The sequence below is a fragment of the Pseudomonas sp. RA_35y_Pfl2_P32 genome (assembly GCF_963970735.1).
Taxonomy (GTDB): Bacteria; Pseudomonadota; Gammaproteobacteria; order Pseudomonadales; family Pseudomonadaceae; genus Aquipseudomonas.
In genome coordinates this window covers 122,779-143,880 of sequence record NZ_CAXAQF010000007.1, presented here as the reverse complement: position 1 = coordinate 143,880, position 21,102 = coordinate 122,779, and the positions used below count along the sequence as shown (strand labels likewise).

Genomic DNA, 21,102 nt, shown 5'->3' with positions numbered 1-21,102 from the left:
CCCCTCCCTACGACAGCGTCCCGCCTGCCAGGCGGAACTGCTTGATCAAGTCCTCGAGGCGGTGCTCACGCTGGCCATACCCGGCCCCGGGCAGGCTGGCCCAGATCTTCCGGCACTTCTTGATTGCGGTTTCGATCCGGCCGGCATGCACGTCTGGAAGCGCCCGGCATTCGCGGACGTGCTGCAGGGCCAGCAGATCCTGGCTGATCGGACTGAAGTCCGGAAGCTTCAGCAGCGCCCGGTAATGCGGCCAGTCCTTGAGCATCTGCTGATATCGGCCGGAAGCGTTCGAGGTCAGCCCCTTGCTGTTGATGACCTTGGACTTGCGGCCCCGGGCAAAGGGGTGATCGCTGAAGTCCTTGAACACCTCTGGCTTTCCGTCGATGCCGGTGACGATCACGTCGTAGCCGTCCATAGCCGTGGCCGGTGAGGTGCCGGTGCCCTCTGCCCAAGCCAGCATGTCGAGGAAGGCAAGCGCGTTGCGGCTCCCTGCCCTGCTCTCTGAAAGTCTTGCCATCACTTTTCTCCAGGCGAAAAAAAGCCCGCACTCGGCGGGCATATGAAAACAATCACTGGCACTTGCAGGGCAAATTCCTATAAAGGATAATATGTCAAGCAATAATATCAACGCGCCATCATGGACAGAAGCATGAAAATTCGAGCCAACCAAACTCCAGAAGCAAATGAACCAAACGAACTAAATCTGTTTAGCCATGACAATCTTTTAGCTGATGACGAAGATCAAAACGCAGCTATCATCGAAATCATAAAAGATGGCGGAATAGAAGTAACTCCAATATTAGAGTATTGATATCTGGCGATCCGGGTGCTTAATCAAGCACCCGCGCAACTACAGTACACCGCCTACCTCATCTCCATAATTTCATTTACGGTTTTTATGAAATTAGGATTTCCTTTATTTAGGCTTACAGCCTTTTCGCAACTCTCCAGAGCAAGATCTAGCAATCCAACCTCCATATATGTCAACCCAAGGTTGTGATATGGAAACGGGTTCATTGGAGTTATGCGAATAGCCTCTTTCAAATAATGTTCAGCTTCTTCATGTCTCTCAAGTCTACGGAGAACAACTCCAAGCAAGTTGTGAGCCTCATACTGAAAGCCGTCCAACTCAACAGAGACCTTAAGGCATTCAACGGCCTTTTCTAGCATGCCATTCCGATAGTAAGCCTCACCGAGCCTCAGAACATACAGAGAACTTTCACCATGTTTATAAGCAAGGGAAATTAGATAATCCAAGCAAGCTAAATAGTTTTTTTCTCGCTTCAGGTTGAGCGATATCCAAAGATCCTTTACAAGCTCTGAATTCTCCAGCACCGCCCCGCCACGGCCTTGCGGGGCTACCAAATCGGCGCCACCTATAGACGCGTCAATGACATTGCCTATGCCTAGTTCGTAGTCGAAGGCCTGGACACCTGGATGCTCAGCACCGCGAACAGTGGAAACTTTGACGTTGTTCAAGCTGAACATAGAAATCGCATTGATCAAATCGACTTCATCTGACTCGCTCACAACAACATCGTATGTGCAGTCTGAATTTTCAATATAATAGGACAAATCCGAGAAGCTCAGCTTCGCCTTTCTATTTTTATGCTGAGCGCTACGACTACCGGGAAGATCAAGAATAACCTCAGGACCAAATGCGATACATTTATCTGCGCCGCCAACAGCTGCATATAGCATTGCACCATACGCCCCCATAGAGGTCCCGAAAGTCATTACAAAGCCATTACCAACCTGCCGAGCCACTTCTACAATCTTTTTTGCGGCCTCGATGAAATCCTCATCAAAACCCTCAATACCTTTTAGGTACCAGTTATTACCACAGTCATTTACGAACACTATGTTCGATTCTGACTTGGTGATAGCTTTGTATGGCTTGAATCTTCCAGGAATAGTGTTGACTGATGAAAACGCAATTACCGTAGGAAGATGCTTTCCACGAATAAGCACTTTGCAAAAGTCACCAAGCAACGCTTCCTCCTCTCCACCCGCTTGTACCCGAGCAAAAAATTCCGCGTTGATTTCTTCCTGTACAAATGTCATGAGGCGCCCTTGCCAAAATCAGTAATCTTGGCAAAAAGTTTACATGAAGTTGAGCAAAAACTGAATTTGGTTATTTTGAAGTAACGATTTCTTCATGTTTATCTGGTGTCACTACCAGGCGCCACGACCACAGCCAAGGGCGGCATCAGCCGATGCTGTACTCGGCCTTCAATGCCGCCACCAGGTCGGTAAGCTGTGCCTTGCCGAGCTCAGTCCGAAGCAGTGAATCGCTGAACGTGTACAGGTCACCCATCTTGGAGTTTCGAATGCTTGAGGTGTCGATGTGGTAGCCGATCTCCACATACGACCCAGCCGGCGGCGCGTAGCTCGCTGGCATGGTGACAGCCACAAACGTCGCAGCCTGGTTAACCGATACCGACAACACTCGAGTGGCATTGTTGTAATCAACTACCAACACACCCCAGTTACCGCTCGGCGGAGTGGCAAATGCAAAAGTACCGAGGGTGCCGGTATTGGCGCCGATTTTATTGGCGTTCAGCGAAGCGGCAATGCCGTAGGCGCGGGTCAAGGCACTGATGTAGGTGCCTGCGGCGTCGAAGCCCGACAGAAAGTTGATCGGATAGGTTCCCAGGGCATCGGCGCTGTTCAAGCTGATTGCCATCACAAACGTGAAAGAGCTGGTCAGGCTGTCAGCCGGGAGGCCAAGCCCCGCTGATCCTGGCCCATTAATACCAAGGGCTGCCTTTCCGGCAATCTCGTACAGGGCCAAGGTCGCGGCAGACGCCCCTCGCGGAATCAAAGGAAGGCCGGTTGCACGGCAGCGCCCCGCAACCCCGCCGCCGGGCGCTGCGGTGAGCGAGCGAGCACTGACCACATGTTTCAGAGACCCAACCTTTCCTGCAATGAAGTCCGGGATGCTCATATCGATGCGTGGCGCGCCGGCGGCAGCAGCCACCGTAATCGGGAGCACGATCATTTGACCTGCCATAGAGGAGTTTCCTTGTCTGTAAGTGGTTAAGCGGCCTGGACGTTGATGCGCTGATGGCAAGCCCAATTGAAAAGCGGATGCCCATAGCCGCGTCTTCGAGGAAGCCTTCATTGCTCATCGCTTCCGCCTACTGGGGGCTGGTTGGCCAGCTCCTCGTCGATCTTGTCGTCAGTCCGGTCGGCTTCAAGCACACCACCCTGACGCAGATTCGTTCGCACATCGGACTTCGCAATGAAGCCCTGCTGCCAGAGCTGCACCTGGGCCATGATGTCCTGCGCTGTCATGGTCTCGTCGAAGAACGCTTGGTTGAGCCAGAACACTGTGCCCTTCTCATCCGGCTCGCCAATCATGAAGCGCTCGGCGTCCAGGATGGCCCGCTTGATTGCCTCAGAGACGTTGCCGGCGATAGTGCCTAGCACGCTATTGTCGGAGCTGTACCGGATGCGCACTGCTTCCGCTGTCTCGGCACCGCCTCCCTGCTGGACGATGCGGGCGCCGATCATCAACATTTGCTCTTCCTTGTCCTTCATCAGAGCGCGGGAGAGCTGCGTTTCTTGGGCCTGAACCAGAGTTGCGGTACCGGACCTACCGAGGTTGTAGCCCCGGGTAGAACCGATGTGCATGCCGTTCGGGTTCAGCTTGATGAAGCTATCCGGATCAATGTCGGTGGTGATGAACAGCGTCGGCTGGCTACTGATAAAGCCGCTCTCCTCCACCGTGGCGCTGTTGCCGTAGTGCAGGATGTTGACGTCAGCCAGGTCTTCAAGCGGCGACTTGTCTACGCTGGCGTCGTTGTTCTGGGCGCCGAAGAAGCTGAACGGAATGTGGTCGAATGCCCTTCCAGTCTGGTCAGTGGGTGTCGTTTCGGTAGGTTCGTCCGCACCTTCCTTGTAGACCCGCTGTACGTACTTCCCTTCAATCAACAGCAGCACCCGATTTTGCTTGAAGGTCTTTCGGGTCAACAGCGCTGGGTTGAACTCGGTAACGTTCTCCTGCAGGTTCACGTAGACCAGTTTCTTCACTCCGTCGATTACCTGCTCATCCCAATCGATGATCGCGAGGGCGTCGTAGAAGTGAATCAGCGCACGCTTGGTGGCCAGATCAGCCATCGAGGACACACCGCTTTCGGTTTTGACCGTCGGAAAGTCCACCAGAAAGCCGCCGCGCCCAGTGTCCAGGCACTCCCCCACCGCCTCTTTCGACAGTTGCTCAAGACTGGTGCCGTCGCCGCAGGCGTTCTCCTTGAGGTAGTCGACACCGGTCGGCAGGGTCAGCTCAGCAGTCTTGCGGAACACGGCGCCCATCAAGCCGGTGCGAGTACGACCGGTGACGTTGAGGAACATAGCCCGCTTCTTGTACTGCTTGTACCGCGCCTGGTTCTCCGGCGATTTGTTCTCCGGGTCAGGCATCGGCAGGTATTCGTCATGCTTGCGCACCTCGCGGGCACCAGCAACGCAACGCTTCACCAACTGCCAGCCAGCCAGGGCTTGTGCGTACTCTGCCCGGGGGGTGCTGTAATTCGCCATATTGGCCTCAGAAAGTGAAAGTTACAGGGATGTGAGTCATCTGCGCGTTGATTGGGTAGCGCTTGGCAATGAAGTAGCCGCCAGCATCGTTCATGTGGTCATGGCCCTTTTTGGGATCCTTGTCCGGCTCACCCTTGTCTGTGTATGTCTGTCTCTCAAGGCATTGAGTGAACTGTGGACACTGGTCAATGTTGACCTTCATGCGGCGCTCGCCATAGGTGTTCAGGAACATAGCGTTAACTGAGTTCACACGGTCTTTCACGCTTGGGTTTGTGGAATCAACCACAACCGTGAAGCCTGCCTTCCTGAGCAGTGATAGATCTGACTCGCTAGCGTTCTTGCTGCTCGTGTTCTGCCCACTGGCGTCCGGGTAGACCGCGACGCTATGCCCTGCGAAACGCGCCTGGATCTTCTCAATCATGTCTGGCGTGTCGCGTACGGAGTGGAGCTCATCCAGCGCCAGGGGTAAGCCGTCACGCACGACGTAGACCACCGCCGCCATCTTCATGACGTTGAAGTCCATGCCGATGTGCAACGCCTCACTCGGCTTGATTCGCTCACTGGTCCGGCACTCTTCACGGCTGAACGTGTAGTAAACAACGCCTGAATAATTCTCGAATCCCGCCTCGTACTCTTGCCGGAAAGTGCGCGGGTCCATCTTGCGCTTGGCCGCATCAAGCTCTTCTGGTGGGACATTTCCACCTTGAAGCGACGTGTACTGCCAACTCTTGTGGTCTGGCTCGCCGCCTGGTTTTCCGTCCAGATAAGTGTCGTAGCAGTGGTTGAAGCCTTTTGGCGTACCAATGCGCAACGCGTGGCCGCCCTTGCGGACTCCTACGTCGGGAATCGTGTACTGGCAGGTCGAAAGCATCGGGCGCAGCACTTCTTCCCAGGCAGCGTATTTGCAGTCCGCCCATTCATCCACCAGGACAAAGAACAGGCCCGACCCGCGCAGGTCGTCGTAGTTCTCAAGACCCACGCACCGGATCAAGTGACCGCTCTTGAGCGTTATCAGCATGTCGGTTTCGTTTGGCTTGCTCTCGCGCCACTCTGGCGGGATAGCTTGCTTCAACCTACGCCAGAAGACACGACGAGCCTGTTTCTGGGTCGGAGCGGCATACCAAATCTCATCCTCTACGCTCACACCCCACTCGGCAGCCAATCGTGCTGCACGGCGCATCTCAGCTTTGCCGAGAAAGGTCTTACCAAACCGGCGCCCACACACAGCATCACGAAAGCGCGCATTGGGCTGGAATCCCCAGACGTAAATGTTGGCCTGCTTCTTCGTCAGATGAACCGGGGCATCATAGGTACGGGGTAGTCGGGACATTCTCGTCTGGCTCCAGCGTGTACTCAGCAATGGCGTGCTGCTGATCCGCCTGGGAGCCAAGGGGCTTTTCAGGTTCAAGGCGGCGATTCACGTACACGTCGCCCACTTCTTTGGCGGCCTGCTCCAGTAGCTGGGCAGTCAGCGCCATGTTCTTTGAGTTCTCGGCCTTCACGGCCATCCGTCCAAGTGCGCGCAAACGATAGGCACGGTTGGCGATTGGAATCTCAGCCGTTTCTTCGCGGAATCGCTTCCGAGTGTCTTCGAACAGGGCTACCCAGCGCTTAGCAAGGTCTCGCCCGGCATACTTGGTTGGGTCATGCGCCTCACACTTCTGGCGAGTGACCTCAATGCCAAATTCCTCTCGGACGGAGGACGCTACTTGCGTGGGGGTATCGAAACAGGCCAAGGCCTGAACGATGAAGGCTTTCACCTCGTTGCTCAGGGCTGCCATAGGTTGAATTCCGTCAGGGGTCTGTCAGGGGTCAGGCCGATCTGAGCAGACAGGTTCCACAGGCCCTCGCAATGTTCAATTTCCCTACCTCAGCAGGACTGTTTGCAGCATCCACCAACGCCTGAACGTCAGGGCTCGCACCATAGCGGCGAACCACACCGACGAACTCTTCCACATCGTGACCTTGCAGCTTGATCTTCGGGGCGCCGTCTTGGGTGAATGCTGGTTGACCGTACTTGTCGGTCGCGTGAGCAAGGTGATACAGCTCATGCTCGATCAGGGCGCAGAACTCAAGGTCGCTGCACTGAGCGCAGTAGTCGGCAGCCAAGGTGATGATGAAGGCCGGCACCTCGCCAAACCAATCACGCATCTGCTGTTCCATCCGAGCCTTCTGCCAACCACCAGCACGGAATGCCAACTGCTCGGCTTGGCCTAGGACGCTGCGGCCCTGCTTTTCGAAGCCCGACGACGCCCACATGACCTGGATGTCTGCATCCAGTAAGTGGGCATGGTCTTCGTTGTGAATGCTGCCGGCGTCAGCAAGAATCTCGGCTTGGAGCCACTCCCAGACTTCAGGCGCTGGAGTCAGGCGGATACCGAAGTCGGATAGCTCGGACAGCTCAAGCAGTGAAGCTGGCGGTTTTGGCCTATCCATAGCTCACCTACCACTTGAAATGATGTCAATATGCCGGTATTTGTAACAGACCAACTAATACTGGATATGCCCTATGGAAGCCAGATTCAAAACGGTTGATGCAAACGTACTTAACGCCCAAGGCGAACCAACAGGGATTTGGCGATATAGGGTTATTGACACCCTCAAAGGCGCTCCGATAAACCAGCACGGAGTTTATGAGAACAAAGAAGAAGCTAAAAATGTGTGCGCTCAGCTGAATACAGATCACTCCCTTTGAGCACGGATCGTGCCGCACTCGCCTGCGGCACGCCTATCCTTCCGCGCAATCCAGCAGCACATCGGTCAGCTTCTGCTCGCCCAGGCGCATGGCGCCCAAGCACTGCAGGTCATCACACTTAGGCCCCAGCCCGAACACAGTGACCTCGCCTTTTGGTCCGATCAGGGTCAGGGCACCAACTGAACAAGCCGGATGCTCGCCCGCATCGAGATCATCAGCGATCTTGCGCAGGGTCTTGGCGGCGTCTCGCCAGTCCTCCCGCTTGAGCTCCAGCAACTTAACAGTCATCCAGTTCACCCCTGTGTCATCACAGTCGCCAATCAAGCCTCGATTGAAGCCCTCGACATTTCATCGGCAAGCCGCCCCGTGAAGCACGATTGGTCTATGGTTAGCACCTGATCAAATCACAGAGGAAGTTCCGAAATGATCGAGCCCATCACTGAGGGGTTAGTAATTCAGGCCGCGCAGGAATGGGCTGCGCGGAAAAACAAAAGTCCTCTCGAGGCCGCATCGAATGCAAAAGATACGATTACTGCGCTCAGGGCCAAGCTTACTGGCGAGGAGTTTGAGCAGGCACTAGACAGCCTTTATCGTGAGTACAATGAGTCGTAGTGGTTCGATGCTCAACGCTGAGCGTACTCAATGTCGCGACACAATTTGCTGATTCGCGAAACGTGTCGCGACACTTGCCATTCGGCGATGAACACTAGGAACGCGCCTACACTGAGATGCACGACGTTTGAGCGGACATGGAGCTCAACGCATGCCGACTAGCACCCTTGTGTTACTCCTGATCAGTTATGCCGTGCTGATGGTGGTTTTTTTAAAGCTAAATGCTCGAAACAATCGACGCCGCAGAGAAGGTCTTTACGAAGCCTTTGAAACCACAATGGGAGAGCATGGGATCAAGTCTTTCGAGATCCTCAAGGAAAGTATTTTTGTCGGCAACAACTTCCGGAAATCTGAACTGTACCGGGTATTGTTAGTCGATTCCGGGCACTACTTTCTATACCTGCACGCCAGCGACTCAACACCCACTTTCATGCCACTGACCGAGGAGCGAGCGCTAAAAGCTGCACAGGGTAAAATAGGAATCCAGGCATAGACCATCGCACCTATGGCCGTCTGCGCTCCACCTGATCCTTGCGCATATCGCAGTGCAGACAGTGCTCACAGTTCAACGCCTGACAAAGCCACACCTTCACACGCTGCCACCAGATGACCATAAAGATGTGGCGGGCACCGGCCAGAGCCAGGGACACATGGAGCGTCAGCCCGGCTGTGGTCGGTGCAATGAAAATGCTCTCGTTACGGGACATCACAACAAAGCCGCTGATGGCGATCGCCGAATAAATCAACTTCCCGAGGATGCCATCCCTCACCTTCCCACTCAGCACGCACCAGGTGGCCCACAAGGCAATCAAGCCGCAGGCAATGGTGTTGATCAGTTCAAGGCTCATGGTGGATTGCCTCCTCCGAACCGCTGGCGGATAAGTGCCCAGAGGTCAGCGGCTTTGATGGCTCGATTGATGGCAGCCAGGAGCGAACCGCCGAAGGTGCCCAGCAGGAAGCCGACGCCGGCGACGATGTTCGGCTCTGTCACGCCGAGGTAGTTACTGATCATCCCCGTCAGGTACAGGGCGCAGGCTACCCCGGTGATCAAGAAGATTACCCAGGCGCGCCAGTCGGTCAGGTCGTCCTTGTGCCACCAACTCGCAACGATGGCCCCAATGAGGCCCGCAATAACCCACTCAAGTTTGTCGAGCAGACGGTGCAATAGATCCATGCGCTCGACTCCGTGGGGCATGACTGAATAAAAATGGCCTGCGTAGGCCTGGGCATTGCCCGAAAACAGAAAGGCCCCTGCGTATGCAGAGGCCCTGAATAGATGCGCGTGTCTTCCCACGCTGCCAGCCAAAGACATTCACAACGCCGACGCCCCATTGCATCGGTCTCGCTGATCCAGTCTCGCGCCACCCTGACAGCATGGTGAGGTAAGGGTGCGCGGGCTGCCGGTGTTGTTTCCGTACGTCGCACTGTCCGGCTATCGACGTCCAGGCCTTCCCGAAGGCTGCCCTGGCAACAGTTGAATTTCAGGCAATAAAAAACCCGACGCAGTGGCCGGGTTTCTTTTGGTCAGTCCTACACACGCAGGAATGACAGGATGGGTAAATAATGCGACATGGCGACACGACATGCAAGGCCTTTTGAGGGACTTTGCTTATGCTGCCTCGTCTACCAGCACCCCGGCCTGCTCAAGAATGCCCTGCGCATCCGTTAGCGCATCGTTCACCAGCCCCTCCAGCGCGCCCTTGATGGCCTTGTTCCAGCGCTGGTATGTACGCTCGGTCAGCCCCTGATTGTCCCAGGTGGCCATGTCGTAGTTCGAGTCAGCAAGGACAATCATGTCGCTTGAACGGGTCTCAGTCCTTTGCTGTGATGCCTGGTTCGCCCGCTCTACCGACAACTGTGCCGCGTCGTTGCGCCAGCCCCACTTTTCCTCGTCCTCCCGACGATCTGGTGCATCGAGCCTTACCGCCTCGCGCCGAACACCCTTGATCTGCGGAACCGCCCACACGGTCACCGCCTTCTGCGTGAACAGCTGCGGCGCCGGGCTGCGCAACACCGCGATCAATCGGCCAATCGATTCGACCTTGCGCCCCTTGTGAGTGCTGTACTTCGCTGTCAGCGCGTTCCAGTGCCGCGGTGATAGCTGAGCATGCAGTACCTTGTGCACCATGCAGTCGATCAGCAGGGCTGCATCCTTGCCGGTGATCTCCCCTTTGAGCTTGCTGGTTTGCACCTTCGGCTCAAAGTCGCACCCGCCGGCGGAGTTGATGGTCTCGGATGCCAGAGCGCGGACCACTGCGGAAATTACGTTTCGGTAGATCATGCTGCAGCCCTCTTCAGTTCTCTGGTCATTGCCCGATACTTGGCCTTGATGGCCTTCAACTCTTCGACGGTGTAGCGCTGGGCCTGATGAGGGCCTTCCAACCAATCCAACTTTTCGGCGCCGATACGCTGCACCAGGCGGATTCGGTACTCCACGGCGTTTCCGGATAGGTTGCGGTTACAGCGAACGCACTGCCGGTGCACATTGAGCGGCTCGAAGCGCAGCTCTGGGCACGAACCCACTGAGCGATAGTGGCCAGCGTCCCATCGGCTGCCGGTGATCAAGCCTTCATCAGTGGAAACCGAGTCGCAGCTGATGCATGGGTGAGCGGCATCGCGCAGGCGTATGAACTCGTTGAACACCACCTGCGTCTCGCGCATGTGGTCCGCCCTGCTCTTCAGCTTCTCCTTCCGGACTTTGATCTCCCGGCGCTCAACCTGGGCCAGCGACTTGCGCGCTTTCTCCTGGTTCACGTCCTTGATGGCAAGGCCGCAGGTGTAGTTGCACACCGCCTGCCCGAGGCGCTGCGGGACGAATGAGGCCCTGCATGCTGGGTTCTTGCAGGTTTTGGGCTTGGGTTGTTTGGTGGCGAGCATCAGTACCGCCCTCCCCAATTGTCTTTCTGCGTCCAGCGCACCTGGTGCTCGGCGCCGAATGCATGCACCCACTCGATCAGCTCGGCGCACTGCCTCACGCTGAGCTTGCTGGTGCGCTCGTAGATGACGTCGAAGCCATTACCATCTACCGCTGGGATCATCTGTGGCTTGTCACCCGACTCGCGCAGCCAGGCGGCCGTCAGCAGGCGCTTCCAGATCAGGACGTCCCACTTCTTGCCGGCGTGCTCGACCTGGGCAGCGATATCGGCCAGGGCCGCGTGCAGGGCTTTGTTCTGCTCCCCGCTGCGGTCAACTTCGGTGATGGCCAGCTTTTTTGGCTTGGCCAGGTCCAGGCCGGCGATGTAGCCCATGGCCTTGTTGCGGTCTGATTCGTTGCGGATCTGGAGGCTGGTCATGGCTGCACCCGACTGCCGTAGCGGTGATAAGCCCAAACTGCCAGATAGATCGGCCAAAACATTGAAGCGACACAAAGAACGGAAACCACGAACGGCTTCAACTCTTTCTGCTCGGTCAATCCGATGTTCAGCCCAAAAATTCCGCAGGCCAACATGAAATAGAGCTCAATCATGACTGCTCTCCCTTGCTCATGGCGGCGTCGGCGCACAGCTCGCCAACAACCAGGCAGGCGATGTCGAAAGCCTCGTCGCCAATTTTTGTGACGCGCATGATTTGGGTCATCGCCTCAAGCAGCGCCTCGTTCTCGGCCTTGATCTGGTCGCGCTGACGGATGTGCGCTGCTCGCTCTTTGAGTAAACCCTCCCTCCAAGCAACCAAGTTCTCGTTCTCGGTGATCAGGGCTAGGACCACTGCAGGGTTGGCGGCTGCGACGTACCGGAGGCATGCGTCTTGCTCTGTGTCGATGCTCTCGTAATGCGGTAGGGTGCCAAGATCAACGTCAAACACGTAGCTGGTGCCCGGCGCGTATTCCGGCCCAAACCATGGACCCTCCGGTGCAGCCTCAGCCAGCCGCTTCAGCTCGGTGTAGTCGGTCATTGCGCCGCCCTCTTCGCTTCCAATTCCTGGGCCTGCTTGATCAGCAGTGCCCGGCGATCTGCCAACTCGTTCGCCGCTTCAATCCGCATTTCGGTCTTCCTTTCAGCGCTGGCTTTCCGCATTTCCAGCATCGAGTTCTTCACGAGCTCGAGCTTTTTGCGAAGGGCTGGAGCTGGCTGGGTGACTGTTCCTGTCAGCAGGCCGGCAATTGCGCGACCGTCATCGGTGACGGGCCCAATGCTCAGGTCTGCCAAGTACTTCTGGCCGTGCTCACGCGGAATGCGCTTCAACTCCATCGCCTTGGTAACGGCCTGAATTCGACGGTTGGCGTCGAAGCCCACGGAGACGTGCCAGTTGACCGGCTTCGCGTCTTCCCGGGCCTGGCCCACAAATCGTTCGTAAGCGCTGATGAAGGCCATGCGTGCGCCGATCTTGTCGCCGGCATCCAGGACAGGCTTCGCCGCGGCCAGAGCCAGCTGGATCTCATCAGTCAGCACCACGGTTTCGAATTCATCGTTGGTGGTCATGGCAATGGCCCATGCCTCGTCCTTGCCTGGTCGGCCGTCTGCTGCCTGGACACGCTGAAGAATGGCGGCCAATGTCAGCTTGCCGGTCAGCTCCCGGCGGCAGGCCTTGAGCGCGCCGGCCACCGCTTCGGCCGGATAGTCAGCCAAGTCATCAGCCATCATTTCGGCGGCTTCGGAGGTTATGGTCTGCCCCAGTACTTCCGCCGTGGCCGTGATCGCCAAGGTCAGACGCGCAATTTGGTCAGGCGCCATGCGCTCAAAGGAATTCATTGGGCTGCCCTCCCGCGCGCTGCATGATCCGCTGCGCAGCGTCCATGCCAGCGGTGAGGTTCGCTTGCTTGCGCTCGATCTGCTGGGCAGTGGTCGAGTTCATGCGGCGGTTAGTCGCCCACTGGGTGTGGTAGGCCTCAGCCTTGACGAGCAAGTCGCCGATGCCGTGGCAGCCGTTGATGAGTCGTGAGTCGTCGATGGTCAGGAAGTACGCAGCGACGTGATGGGCAACATCGGCGCCAAGGCGGTCGATGAGTTTGCCAAGCTGGCCGCCAACGGTTGCATTCCAAACTGGCCAAGTGCCGTAGCGCTTGCGGTAAGCCATGGCGTAGTTGGCCCAAGCCTTGAACGTCTTGCAGGTTTGGTCTTTCGGACCTGGCATGTCAGCGGGGATTTCACAGCGTGGCTGCTGGGAAGCGAATGGCACGACCTGGCCCGTCACGACCTTGGCGGAAGCCTGGGGCGTAATTGGTTCAATGACCGGTTCAATGACTGGTTCAAGAGAGTGACTGATTCTGGGTGCAGCTCCTGCACTACCCCCTGGTGCAGGAGATTCACTAGGGGGTGAACCTGCTGCACTACCCTGGTGAATCTGCTGCACTACCCCTGGTGCAGGAGGTGCACCACCCTCAAGAGTCAAAAAGTAAACGTTGGATGAGTTGCCCTTTGGTCCACCCTTCCGAATTTCCTTGCGGAGAAGTCCTGACTCGCACAAAGCCGCAATGTGGTTCATGACAGAACGCTTGCTGATCTCGCACTGGTCGGCGATGTGCTGATAGGACGGCCAGCATTCGCCTACATCGCTGGCGTTGTCGGCCAGCTTTATCAGCACCAGTTTGCGCAACGGATTGCCGACGCGAAGCTTCATTGCGGCGACCATAAGGCTCATGCTCATGCCGCACCTCGTAGAGCCTTGTCCTGGGTGAGCAGGCCGGGCTTGATATTGCGCGCACGGGTCATTACGCGGACCTCATGGCTTGAGGTGCACGAAGAGACTTCAACCCATTTCTACGGGCTTCATCTGTTGCGCCGTGGTTGGGGTGGAAGCCAAAATCTGATTCGCCCTGCTTGCGAGCTGCAACGGCCGCATCAAAGCTTTTGAAGAAACCAAGGTTGATCCGCTTGCCGTTAACCTTGATGCGCGCTCTCCACCCTCCGTGGTCCTTGCACACGCCAGTTACGCCAGATGTGTTGTCGACACGACGGTGCGAATTGCGTTGATTCTCCTGAACCGAGACCACCCGCAGATTCTCGATACGGTTGTCGTCCCGGACGCCGTTTACGTGGTCAATCTGACCAGTGGGCCAGTTGCCGTAGGAGAGCAACCAGACAACTCGGTGAACTCGGTATTTGACGTTATCAACCTTGAGGCACAAATAGCCGTGGCCGTCTGGAGACCCAGCGGGCTCCCCAGGCATAGCTCGACGACCTCGCATAACGCGATTGATCAACACGCCGTCTTTCAGAACGAAAAGATCCCTGGCTTGATCCACCGTGAGCATCGACTCGTTTTCGTCGCGCGCCACAATCAGTCGATTACTTTTTTGTGTCGCGGACTTTGTCAGGCCCTGTACATCGTTATTGGAGGTATGCATAATCGGCCCACAGATGTTTTCGATGTATGCAGTTGAAAAGACCACCCGGCCAGGTGGTTTTTTTTCGCCTGCGGTTTTTTGGTTGTTATTCGCAGCCTTCATCAGCCCCTCCTTTTTCAGGCCCTTTTAAGTCCGGCGGTTGGTCGCGCCGGGGGGTCGGAAGGTTTCGGAGTTTCCCGGCACCTTTTGGCCTGGTCTTCTCGAAAAAGCGCTCTGCTCCAAGCTTTGCGGCGTAGTCGCCAGGCGTCATACCTGCGGCCTCGGCCAGTCGTTCAAGCTTTTCGTAGAGGCGCCCATCGATCCCATGGCAGATCGTGGTTTCAGGCACGCAGCCTCCTTTAGGGCCTTCAGGCCGACATGTGTTTGCCGTTAGCATCCGTCTCAACGATGCTTTCCAGTTTTTCCTCAACGCACATGCGGACGAAAACAGCGAGCTGCAGCTTGTGCAGGCGAGCTACGGCTTTAAGTGCTTCATACGTTTCATCGTCATAGCGCGACTTGATCTCCCGGTCTTTCAGGTGGCGTGTGTCGTCGTATGCCATTGGTGAGGCTCCTTGGTTGTTCGAATTGGTTTAAGCAGCAGTTTTCTTTGGGTGCGCCTCGGCAAGTAGCCAGGCGAACTCGAACGGCTTGCCATTTTCGGCGGCCAGTTCGGAGATTTTTTTGGCGTATTGGGTTTCGCCGGTGTACTCGGTGCGGGGCAATGCATCGGCGACGAGCCACTTGTAAATCGCACGAGGCGTCTTGCCGCAGGCCAAAGCCACAGCTGGAACGCCGCCAGCATCATCGATCGATTTTTTGAGCGGCCGCATATGGCCTCCGAGTAAAATATGAACTTGTGGTACATATTATGCCGGAACTGAAAGTACATACAAGCCCATGCGATGCTGAACCTATGGTTCAGATAGAAGAAATACGCGCAGCATTTGTTGCTCGCCTCAAAAAAGCCCTCTCCGCCCATGGTATTGACCAATGGGGCGCAGGCGCTCGGCTGGCCGAAATGGCCAAGGTCACCCCTAAAGCTGCAAGCAAATGGCTCAACGGTGAGACTCTTCCAGGGCCGGCCAAAATGAGCGCGATTGCGACTGCTCTGGGCGTAAAAATAGAATGGCTACAGCATGGCTCGGGCGAAGAGCCAAGCTTTTCAAGGCCCGCCGAGATAGGCGATGGTGTTACTGAGCCCTCCTCCCAGTCTGCTGCGGATATCGTCCGCGACATGCTTGCCAAGCAAGGGAAGGGGCTGTCTGAGGACGCCCGCAATCGCCTGCTTGCTGCAGCCCAAGAAACAGATGACGGAAATGTCGTAACCGCTGACTTCTCCCGCCCAGGCCAGGTCGGTGATGAGGTATGGATCGCCCACTACGACGTACGCGCAGCTATGGGCGGCGGACAGATCCCACACGAATACCCCGAAATGCTCCAGGACATCAGGGTCAGCCCCAAGCATCTGCGCGAGATGGGAGTCACCTTCAAGGAGCACTTCCACCTCAAGATGATTACCGGCTGGGGCCAATCGATGGCGCCGACGATCAAGGATCGCGACCCCTTGCTGGTCGACATCACGACCCGGGAGTTCACCGGGGATGGGATCTACCTCTTCTCCCACGACGAAATGCTGTACGTGAAGCGCCTGCAGAAGAAAGGCAAGGATCGCTTCAAGATGATCTCGGACAACAAGCATCACGACCCAGAAGAGATTCGCGTGGATGACACCCATATCCTCGCTCGAGTTCTTTACGTCTGGAATGGGAATCCGGTGTGACCCATGCCCCTCACCAAGCCCAACCAAGAACTACGCCGTGATCTGAAAGCAGCGGCTTCCGCTCTCGAGGATGCCGCGCACGATCTCTTTCGCGAGGCAAAGGCCTACGCAGAGCCAGAGTTCCTTGCTGCCATGGAGAAGATTGGAAAGCTGCAAGAGCATATGGATCGGCTGATGGAGTATGCCGAAGAAGTCAAACATCAGCGCATCACCAGGGCGAAGGCTGAGTGATCTGGTGCGCCAGTGAGATGCGGGCGATTCGGGGAAGGAATTTTCAAGATGGCGCACTCACTTCGATACCAGATTGGCGAATCCGTCCGCACCATCGAGACTGAGGTAGGAAAGCTGCTCGAATTGGCAGCAACGCTGAGAGATGCAGGAGATGAAGAGCTGGCAGCAGCAGTTTCGGCCCAGGTGAACAAGCTACTGCAGGCTTCGGTAGCACTGAGAATAGCTCTGGCGGACTGATTACCGGATTCACGCAATAGGGATTTGTAGGAGCTGATGATGGGACTCACCAAACCCAACCAAGACCTGAAACGCGACCTCCAGGGCGTCGCCTCCGACCTGAAGTGGTCAGCCGTCGAGCTGCTGCGAATCGCTGAGCGGCTGAGCCTGGCCGGTAATGAGGCGGACGCCCAGGCTGTGCTGAAGATGTGCACCGTATTTCATGATGGTGAGGATCGGCTGATGGGTTATGCGGATGAGGTCAGCGCCGGAGAGATCACGCGCTCAAAATCAAATTAAGCTACACGTAGCGCTCTTATAGCAGCACCACAAGGAGGTAAGTGTTGATCCCGCAATGGAACCACCAAGGGATAATTCCCCCCATTGATGAAAACGACCCGACGGCGCTTGAACGGGCACCATACCCTGTAACCGTCGAGCAGGTCGTTGAGCGATTTTCTACTACAATTGAAAGGTGCGAGATTCTCGAAGGCTTCCTATCTCACCGAGCTGAAATGCACCGTATAGGCGTTGTCTCTGGCTTTCAGTGGTTGAACGGAAGCTTTATGGAACACGTTGAATTGTTGGAAGGGAGAGCGCCAAACGACATGGATGTTGTGACCTTTGCAGATATTCGACCGGAAGTGGAAGCTGCTTTAGCACCAGATGACATCAAAGCGCTAACCGATAACCCGTGGATAAAGCAAACCTATAAGGTTGACTTTTACCTTCTCCCTCTGTCGGAACCTGCGGAATTTTTAGTGGAGATGTCGGCATACTGGTACAGTATGTGGTCTCACAGAAGGTCTCAGCAGTGGAAAGGCTTTTTGAGCGTCAGGCTCGAGCCGGACCATGATGATGGTGCCAGGCGTCTTTTGGAGAATCGCAAGCGGGAGGTCCAGAATGAACAGAACTGAATTCACCCATGCGCAGGCTGAAATCAATTTCTTGGATCGCATGTCGCGCAAGCCGGGGCTAAGCAAGCTCGCACAACTTTCAATGAGTTCAAGAAAAGAGCAGGTTGAGTCGCGCCTGCTTGATCCTGGTCGAGGAGCATTTTCTCCCGCAAAAGCTGTAGTGACCTATCGAGGCGCTCCCGTTTGGGGTGTGCATGGTGTTGTTGCTGAGTTTGGCGCCATAGCAACTGCGAAGTTCTCAGAAGCCATTGCTGCCGTAGCCGCCTCTATCGGGGGTGTTTTGAATGATTTTGGCCCCATACCTAACAAGGCCCAGAATCAGATACTCATAACAGGTACGGCTATCGGGTCTTTCGGATTTGAGTTCGAAGAGGCTCCATCTCTTGAGGCGCAATTGCCTCTTGAGGGAACCACGTCTGTTTCGCAGGCATTTGAGTTGGTAGCTGAGCTGCTCGAAGCCTCCACCAAGAGCGATGAGGAGTTATCCGAGCCAGCCTCTCGGCTAGGTACCCGGGCGATCGCAACGATTTCGGAATATCTCGACAAGCTGATTTCCTACGAAGCGTACTGCTCGGTGGCAACCCGCGACCATCTGTTTTCGTTTACGAGCGTAGATCAGGTCAGAATTAGCAGGTCCCGCCTCAGTACTGAAAACATTTCCGAGAGAGGCGTCGAATTTGCTGGCGAGTTCTTGGGGGCCTTTCCTGCGGAAAGACGGTTCGAATTCAAGACTCAGGAAGGGGTTGTGATACACGGAAGAATTGCCGCTGCAATTGAAAATCCGGCAGTTATCAATATGCACCTGAATGAAGTCTTTATCATTCAAGTTAGTGCTAGAACGGTTGGCAACGGCAGGCCGCGATATACCTTATCCCAGCTCCCCTGGTAATCAAGCCCGGCCCAGCGCCGGGCTTTTCGTATCTGCCCTTACCAGTTAGGATCGTTCCTCGCATCCGCATGGAGGGGGGGGGCGCATGAAACCTGCCACTAATACGCTTATCAAGATCACTGCTTTCTTGGGCGCCTGCGCTTGCCTGACCTATGCGGCCATTGTAGTGAACCGGGAGGTAACCTACGTTCATGCGAAGGTCACCGGATCGCCAAGCTCCGATTCCAGGCCACAGGAGCTTCGATGGCCCGAAGAGGTCGAGCTGCCACGGCTTAGGGATTCATTCTTGAAAACAATGGAGCAGCCCCGCTCTGATAACCGATAACGCTGGCAAAATATGCAGACCGAAATTTCACATATCTTTCACAACTTAAAGTCTATGGTTATCTCAGCTCCTTATGAACATCCCTTTAAGCCCGCTACCCCCCATCGCGGGCTTTTCTTTGTCTGCCAAAAATTGCCTTAGGTGAGACTAGCTTTGGGCGAACGCTATCGCCCCTCCCTCCTTCCCCGTAGCTCGCCACTCCTCCTAAAGATCTTCCGCAATCAGCCGATCCTCCGATGACTCCTGCGCGTTCGACCCCATACTGGTAGGTCAAAAGCGTCATGAATTTTTTTGCTGGCCGCAAGGAGAATTGCCAGCAGTATTGTCTCAAGGATGCCTCATGATTCGACTGTTTCTAACGTCCTGCTTTCTTTTCCTGTGCGCTAATGTTCAGGCTGCCCAACTCGCAGCTCCCCTGGACATGGCTGCGTCGCAGAGGATCGTCAATGCCTTCAAGGACGACTACGAAGACGATTTCAAAAGCGAAATGGCTAGAGTCCCAAAATTTGCCATCCCTACGCCGGAGCAATCTTACGTTTACGCTAAATATATGAACAAGGCGTTCGAAAAAGCTGGCTACAGCATGGATGAGACGCTGTACAGCTACTTCAAAGGCGAGCGGACAGGCAATGTCGTTTTGTTTATGTCAAAAATAAACCTGGAGACTTATGCCATTTTTCTAAAAAACGACGCGATTGGCGCAGCGTTCAAACGGGCCGGAGGTGTTTCCGAACGGACCCTGCAATATGCGAAGGATATTGCTCGCGAAATCCCTATCACTTCGGCAGATTACGTCGTTGAGGGTGATCCGAGCTATAAGATCGAGGGAGTACCGGATAACCTTCCTATCCGTCAGGAAAGGCTGCTTGGCCGTGTGAAACAAGGTAGTGGCCCATGGTCCGGTTGGCTGTATTTCGAGTCCCTCACCAATGCTGGAGAGCAAAACGGGATTGGGATAGTGGACATGAGAGATAATCTGCCCGAAGGGGAGGAATACATCTGGAAGCAGCTTATTAACAAAAAAGTCAAAGTCGAAGGCGCGTATTTCACAGTCAAAGGCGTGTCGATGAGCGTGCCAGAAAGTAAGGTGATCGCTGTAGACCCTAGCTTTTTTGACCGCAAGGTCTCTATGGCATTTAAGGTGCTATGACCCCACCGCTCAATGCGATCAATGAGCAGCCCGGCCCAGAGCCGGGCTTTTCGTATCTGCCCTTCCCTACCCTACTTCGTAACCGTCCGGGAAACACGCCTTTCTGACCTAAGGCCCTAAGTGCCAATGTTCGGAAGGTATTGACTTGACGCTTATCCAAGGCTCACCAGCAGCTGCTCACGCGCCTGCCGACGCAGCGGGCGAGTGAGATTACGCAGTTGCTGCCGCACAAGTGGGCGTCCGTTTGAACATCTAGAGTGTTTGGCCTGATGTTTGTCGGTCGTTCAATTGGTATCGCGATTTCGGTGCAGCCACTCATTGACGACATCTCCGAGAGTTTTAGGTACGTCATTACGTATCCAGGCCATAAAACCTCTGTCGAATTTAAAGTTCACGCCGCAGTGCTCCACCATGAATCTACGGACATTCTGTGTATTTCGGTAATTCTTGCAAACTGTCGTATTTTTTGTGAGCTGATCATTGTGCCAATTAAAACTCATGGGGCAGGCTCCATACTTAGTGGTCTGATTTATAAATTCATAGCATGGGATGCTTGGAGTCTTGCAATCGGTATCCACACGTCCACGTAACCCTTCCCTTGGGATGGCTCGAAATCAGAACTGTACTGCTCGAACTCAGGAGCTTGGGCAAGCTCACATTCAGATTCAGGCAACCAGTGGTTGAAAATGGTGAAGAAAGTCTGATGGATCGTCGAGATATGGCCTTGGTGTCGAAACACGACATAGTTTTGCTGCGGCACTCTGAAATACCGAAAAGCCGGAGGAAGACCATCGACGCAGGACACCTCTGTACCGGCAATGTACTCAAAACTACCATCCAGTCCAGGATTACAGCACAGGCCATAGTTCCAATTGTTTACCTGACCTGGTACCCGTCCTATGTAGGGGACGAACGTTTGCCACAAACCGACGATGCCTTCGTTCTTATCGAAGGTAAAACGATCCCCCAGACCAGCGATGAAAAACTCTGCTCTAGTTTCAAAGCGGGGTTCAGAGAGTGTTATGAGCTTCCTTTCTTTCATACGTAACGGCTCCACCAGTGAGAGATGTTCATCCTCGTGCCCACGAACCTGCTTCGGAGTGAACCCAAACAGATCGCAGAAGGCGCGCGTAAAAGCTTCATGGGAGCCGTAGCCAGCATCCAGCGCTACTTGCAGGATATCCGGTGCACCTCGACGCAAGATCAGTGCCGCTTGGCTCAAACGCCGTGCACGGATGTAACGCATCACCGACCAGCCCGTCGACAGCGCAAACAAGCGGGCCAAGGCAAAAGGAGACATGTTGCAATGGCGCGCGACACGTCCTAGATCGAGTTGGGATCCCAGCTCCAGCTCGATGTACCACAGGGCCCTCTCGATACTCAGCATGACGAATCTCCATGAACGCTAGAGCAACGTTATCAAATGAATGGGGTAAGCATTTGATCGTTCTTGCGGTTTCTGCTTTCCACCCAGAGCGTATGA

At 55.4% G+C, this 21,102-nt stretch carries 34 protein-coding genes; 11 read left to right on the top strand and 23 right to left on the bottom strand.

The window, feature by feature from the left end; translation table 11 throughout:
• Positions 1-7: 7 nt before the first annotated feature.
• Positions 8-517: a glycoside hydrolase family 24 protein gene (locus tag AACY45_RS09090; protein WP_339545155.1), complete on the bottom strand. Its 510-nt coding sequence runs from the start codon at positions 515-517 to the stop codon at positions 8-10.
• A 132-nt stretch (positions 518-649) separates the two neighbouring features.
• Here AACY45_RS09090 and AACY45_RS09085 point away from each other — a divergent pair, with 132 nt between their 5' ends.
• Positions 650-811 carry a hypothetical protein gene (locus tag AACY45_RS09085; RefSeq protein ID WP_339545154.1) on the top strand — a complete coding sequence of 54 codons (162 nt, stop codon included), beginning with the start codon at positions 650-652 and terminating at the stop codon, positions 809-811.
• A gap of 53 nt (positions 812-864) precedes the next feature.
• On the opposite strand, the gene AACY45_RS09080 is transcribed toward AACY45_RS09085, so the two are convergent.
• The 6 genes from AACY45_RS09080 to AACY45_RS09055 form a co-directional block, all read right to left on the bottom strand.
• Positions 865-2,064: a tetratricopeptide repeat protein gene (locus tag AACY45_RS09080; protein WP_339545153.1), complete on the bottom strand. Its 1,200-nt coding sequence runs from the start codon at positions 2,062-2,064 to the stop codon at positions 865-867.
• A 145-nt stretch (positions 2,065-2,209) separates the two neighbouring features.
• On the bottom strand, positions 2,210-3,013 hold the full coding sequence (locus tag AACY45_RS09075) for a hypothetical protein (RefSeq protein WP_339545152.1): 804 nt from the start codon (positions 3,011-3,013) through the stop codon (positions 2,210-2,212).
• A 107-nt stretch (positions 3,014-3,120) separates the two neighbouring features.
• A complete protein-coding gene (locus AACY45_RS09070) occupies positions 3,121-4,539 on the bottom strand; it encodes a DUF4055 domain-containing protein (RefSeq protein WP_339545151.1) in 1,419 nt (472 codons plus the stop codon).
• 7 nt (positions 4,540-4,546) lie between these two features.
• The gene (locus tag AACY45_RS09065; RefSeq protein WP_339545150.1) at positions 4,547-5,869 is read right to left on the bottom strand and encodes a phage terminase large subunit family protein; all 1,323 of its coding nucleotides are present in this window, start codon (positions 5,867-5,869) and stop codon (positions 4,547-4,549) included.
• On the bottom strand, positions 5,844-6,320 hold the full coding sequence (locus tag AACY45_RS09060) for a DUF2280 domain-containing protein (protein ID WP_339545149.1): 477 nt from the start codon (positions 6,318-6,320) through the stop codon (positions 5,844-5,846). The genes AACY45_RS09065 and AACY45_RS09060 overlap by 26 nt, the downstream gene beginning before the upstream one ends.
• A 31-nt stretch (positions 6,321-6,351) precedes the next feature.
• Positions 6,352-6,975 (bottom strand): putative metallopeptidase, encoded by a 624-nt coding sequence (locus AACY45_RS09055; RefSeq protein WP_339545148.1) that lies wholly within the window; start codon positions 6,973-6,975, stop codon positions 6,352-6,354.
• Positions 6,976-7,048: 73 nt separating this feature from the next.
• Here AACY45_RS09055 and AACY45_RS09050 point away from each other — a divergent pair, with 73 nt between their 5' ends.
• Positions 7,049-7,234, top strand: a complete 186-nt coding sequence (locus tag AACY45_RS09050; protein ID WP_339545147.1) for a hypothetical protein — start codon at positions 7,049-7,051, stop codon at positions 7,232-7,234.
• Positions 7,235-7,267: 33 nt separating this feature from the next.
• Here the strand turns inward: AACY45_RS09050 and AACY45_RS09045 are convergent, their stop codons facing one another.
• Positions 7,268-7,522: a hypothetical protein gene (locus AACY45_RS09045; protein ID WP_339545146.1), complete on the bottom strand. Its 255-nt coding sequence runs from the start codon at positions 7,520-7,522 to the stop codon at positions 7,268-7,270.
• A gap of 135 nt (positions 7,523-7,657) precedes the next feature.
• Here AACY45_RS09045 and AACY45_RS09040 point away from each other — a divergent pair, with 135 nt between their 5' ends.
• Together AACY45_RS09040 and AACY45_RS09035 are read left to right on the top strand one after the other, a co-directional pair.
• Positions 7,658-7,846, top strand: a complete 189-nt coding sequence (locus AACY45_RS09040; RefSeq protein ID WP_339545145.1) for a hypothetical protein — start codon at positions 7,658-7,660, stop codon at positions 7,844-7,846.
• A gap of 151 nt (positions 7,847-7,997) precedes the next feature.
• On the top strand, positions 7,998-8,339 hold the full coding sequence (locus AACY45_RS09035; RefSeq protein ID WP_339545144.1) for a hypothetical protein: 342 nt from the start codon (positions 7,998-8,000) through the stop codon (positions 8,337-8,339).
• Between the two features lie 10 nt (positions 8,340-8,349).
• On the opposite strand, the gene AACY45_RS09030 is transcribed toward AACY45_RS09035, so the two are convergent.
• The 13 genes from AACY45_RS09030 to AACY45_RS08970 all read right to left on the bottom strand — a co-directional run bounded on the left by AACY45_RS09030 (position 8,350) and on the right by AACY45_RS08970 (position 14,941).
• The gene (locus AACY45_RS09030; protein ID WP_339545143.1) at positions 8,350-8,694 is read right to left on the bottom strand and encodes a hypothetical protein; all 345 of its coding nucleotides are present in this window, start codon (positions 8,692-8,694) and stop codon (positions 8,350-8,352) included.
• Positions 8,691-9,020 carry an MFS transporter gene (locus AACY45_RS09025; RefSeq protein WP_339545142.1) on the bottom strand — a complete coding sequence of 110 codons (330 nt, stop codon included), beginning with the start codon at positions 9,018-9,020 and terminating at the stop codon, positions 8,691-8,693. The genes AACY45_RS09030 and AACY45_RS09025 overlap by 4 nt, the downstream gene beginning before the upstream one ends.
• A 435-nt stretch (positions 9,021-9,455) precedes the next feature.
• Complete coding sequence (locus AACY45_RS09020; protein ID WP_339545140.1) at positions 9,456-10,127, bottom strand: hypothetical protein; 672 nt, start codon at positions 10,125-10,127, stop codon at positions 9,456-9,458.
• Entirely contained in the window at positions 10,124-10,723 is a 600-nt protein-coding gene (locus tag AACY45_RS09015) for a recombination protein NinG (RefSeq protein ID WP_339545139.1), read from the bottom strand. Before AACY45_RS09015 ends, AACY45_RS09020 begins: the two co-directional genes overlap by 4 nt.
• Positions 10,723-11,139 (bottom strand): recombination protein NinB, encoded by a 417-nt coding sequence (locus AACY45_RS09010; RefSeq protein ID WP_339545138.1) that lies wholly within the window; start codon positions 11,137-11,139, stop codon positions 10,723-10,725. The genes AACY45_RS09015 and AACY45_RS09010 overlap by 1 nt, the downstream gene beginning before the upstream one ends.
• Positions 11,136-11,312 (bottom strand): hypothetical protein, encoded by a 177-nt coding sequence (locus AACY45_RS09005; protein ID WP_339545137.1) that lies wholly within the window; start codon positions 11,310-11,312, stop codon positions 11,136-11,138. Before AACY45_RS09005 ends, AACY45_RS09010 begins: the two co-directional genes overlap by 4 nt.
• On the bottom strand, positions 11,309-11,737 hold the full coding sequence (locus AACY45_RS09000) for a hypothetical protein (RefSeq protein WP_339545135.1): 429 nt from the start codon (positions 11,735-11,737) through the stop codon (positions 11,309-11,311). Before AACY45_RS09000 ends, AACY45_RS09005 begins: the two co-directional genes overlap by 4 nt.
• Positions 11,734-12,534, bottom strand: a complete 801-nt coding sequence (locus AACY45_RS08995) for a hypothetical protein (protein WP_256350973.1) — start codon at positions 12,532-12,534, stop codon at positions 11,734-11,736. Before AACY45_RS08995 ends, AACY45_RS09000 begins: the two co-directional genes overlap by 4 nt.
• A complete protein-coding gene (locus AACY45_RS08990) occupies positions 12,521-13,429 on the bottom strand; it encodes a helix-turn-helix domain-containing protein (protein WP_339545134.1) in 909 nt (302 codons plus the stop codon). Before AACY45_RS08990 ends, AACY45_RS08995 begins: the two co-directional genes overlap by 14 nt.
• A gap of 64 nt (positions 13,430-13,493) precedes the next feature.
• Positions 13,494-14,231 (bottom strand): HNH endonuclease signature motif containing protein, encoded by a 738-nt coding sequence (locus AACY45_RS08985; RefSeq protein ID WP_339545132.1) that lies wholly within the window; start codon positions 14,229-14,231, stop codon positions 13,494-13,496.
• On the bottom strand, positions 14,215-14,457 hold the full coding sequence (locus tag AACY45_RS08980; protein ID WP_339545131.1) for a hypothetical protein: 243 nt from the start codon (positions 14,455-14,457) through the stop codon (positions 14,215-14,217). The genes AACY45_RS08985 and AACY45_RS08980 overlap by 17 nt, the downstream gene beginning before the upstream one ends.
• A gap of 19 nt (positions 14,458-14,476) precedes the next feature.
• On the bottom strand, positions 14,477-14,671 hold the full coding sequence (locus AACY45_RS08975; protein WP_339545130.1) for a hypothetical protein: 195 nt from the start codon (positions 14,669-14,671) through the stop codon (positions 14,477-14,479).
• A gap of 30 nt (positions 14,672-14,701) precedes the next feature.
• Positions 14,702-14,941, bottom strand: coding sequence for a hypothetical protein (locus tag AACY45_RS08970; protein ID WP_339545129.1), 240 nt, complete (start codon positions 14,939-14,941; stop codon positions 14,702-14,704).
• 38 nt (positions 14,942-14,979) lie between these two features.
• Between AACY45_RS08970 and AACY45_RS08965 the strand changes: the two genes are divergently transcribed.
• The 7 genes from AACY45_RS08965 (at position 14,980) to AACY45_RS08935 (ending at position 19,619) form a co-directional block, all read left to right on the top strand.
• Entirely contained in the window at positions 14,980-15,891 is a 912-nt protein-coding gene (locus tag AACY45_RS08965; protein ID WP_445261174.1) for a LexA family transcriptional regulator, read from the top strand.
• A gap of 3 nt (positions 15,892-15,894) precedes the next feature.
• Positions 15,895-16,122, top strand: coding sequence for a hypothetical protein (locus AACY45_RS08960; RefSeq protein WP_339545128.1), 228 nt, complete (start codon positions 15,895-15,897; stop codon positions 16,120-16,122).
• Positions 16,123-16,170: 48 nt separating this feature from the next.
• Positions 16,171-16,359, top strand: coding sequence for a hypothetical protein (locus tag AACY45_RS08955; protein ID WP_339545127.1), 189 nt, complete (start codon positions 16,171-16,173; stop codon positions 16,357-16,359).
• Positions 16,360-16,398: 39 nt separating this feature from the next.
• The gene (locus tag AACY45_RS08950) at positions 16,399-16,638 is read left to right on the top strand and encodes a hypothetical protein (RefSeq protein ID WP_339545126.1); all 240 of its coding nucleotides are present in this window, start codon (positions 16,399-16,401) and stop codon (positions 16,636-16,638) included.
• Positions 16,639-16,682: 44 nt separating this feature from the next.
• Positions 16,683-17,255 (top strand): DUF6932 family protein, encoded by a 573-nt coding sequence (locus tag AACY45_RS08945; RefSeq protein WP_339545125.1) that lies wholly within the window; start codon positions 16,683-16,685, stop codon positions 17,253-17,255.
• Positions 17,242-18,144, top strand: a complete 903-nt coding sequence (locus AACY45_RS08940; RefSeq protein WP_339545124.1) for a hypothetical protein — start codon at positions 17,242-17,244, stop codon at positions 18,142-18,144. The genes AACY45_RS08945 and AACY45_RS08940 overlap by 14 nt, the downstream gene beginning before the upstream one ends.
• Before the next feature lie 665 nt (positions 18,145-18,809).
• The gene (locus AACY45_RS08935; RefSeq protein ID WP_339545123.1) at positions 18,810-19,619 is read left to right on the top strand and encodes a hypothetical protein; all 810 of its coding nucleotides are present in this window, start codon (positions 18,810-18,812) and stop codon (positions 19,617-19,619) included.
• 284 nt (positions 19,620-19,903) lie between these two features.
• On the opposite strand, the gene AACY45_RS08930 is transcribed toward AACY45_RS08935, so the two are convergent.
• Positions 19,904-20,119 (bottom strand): DUF6434 domain-containing protein, encoded by a 216-nt coding sequence (locus AACY45_RS08930; protein WP_339545122.1) that lies wholly within the window; start codon positions 20,117-20,119, stop codon positions 19,904-19,906.
• A 29-nt stretch (positions 20,120-20,148) separates the two neighbouring features.
• A complete protein-coding gene (locus tag AACY45_RS08925; RefSeq protein WP_339545121.1) occupies positions 20,149-21,006 on the bottom strand; it encodes an AraC family transcriptional regulator in 858 nt (285 codons plus the stop codon).
• Positions 21,007-21,102 lie beyond the last annotated feature (96 nt).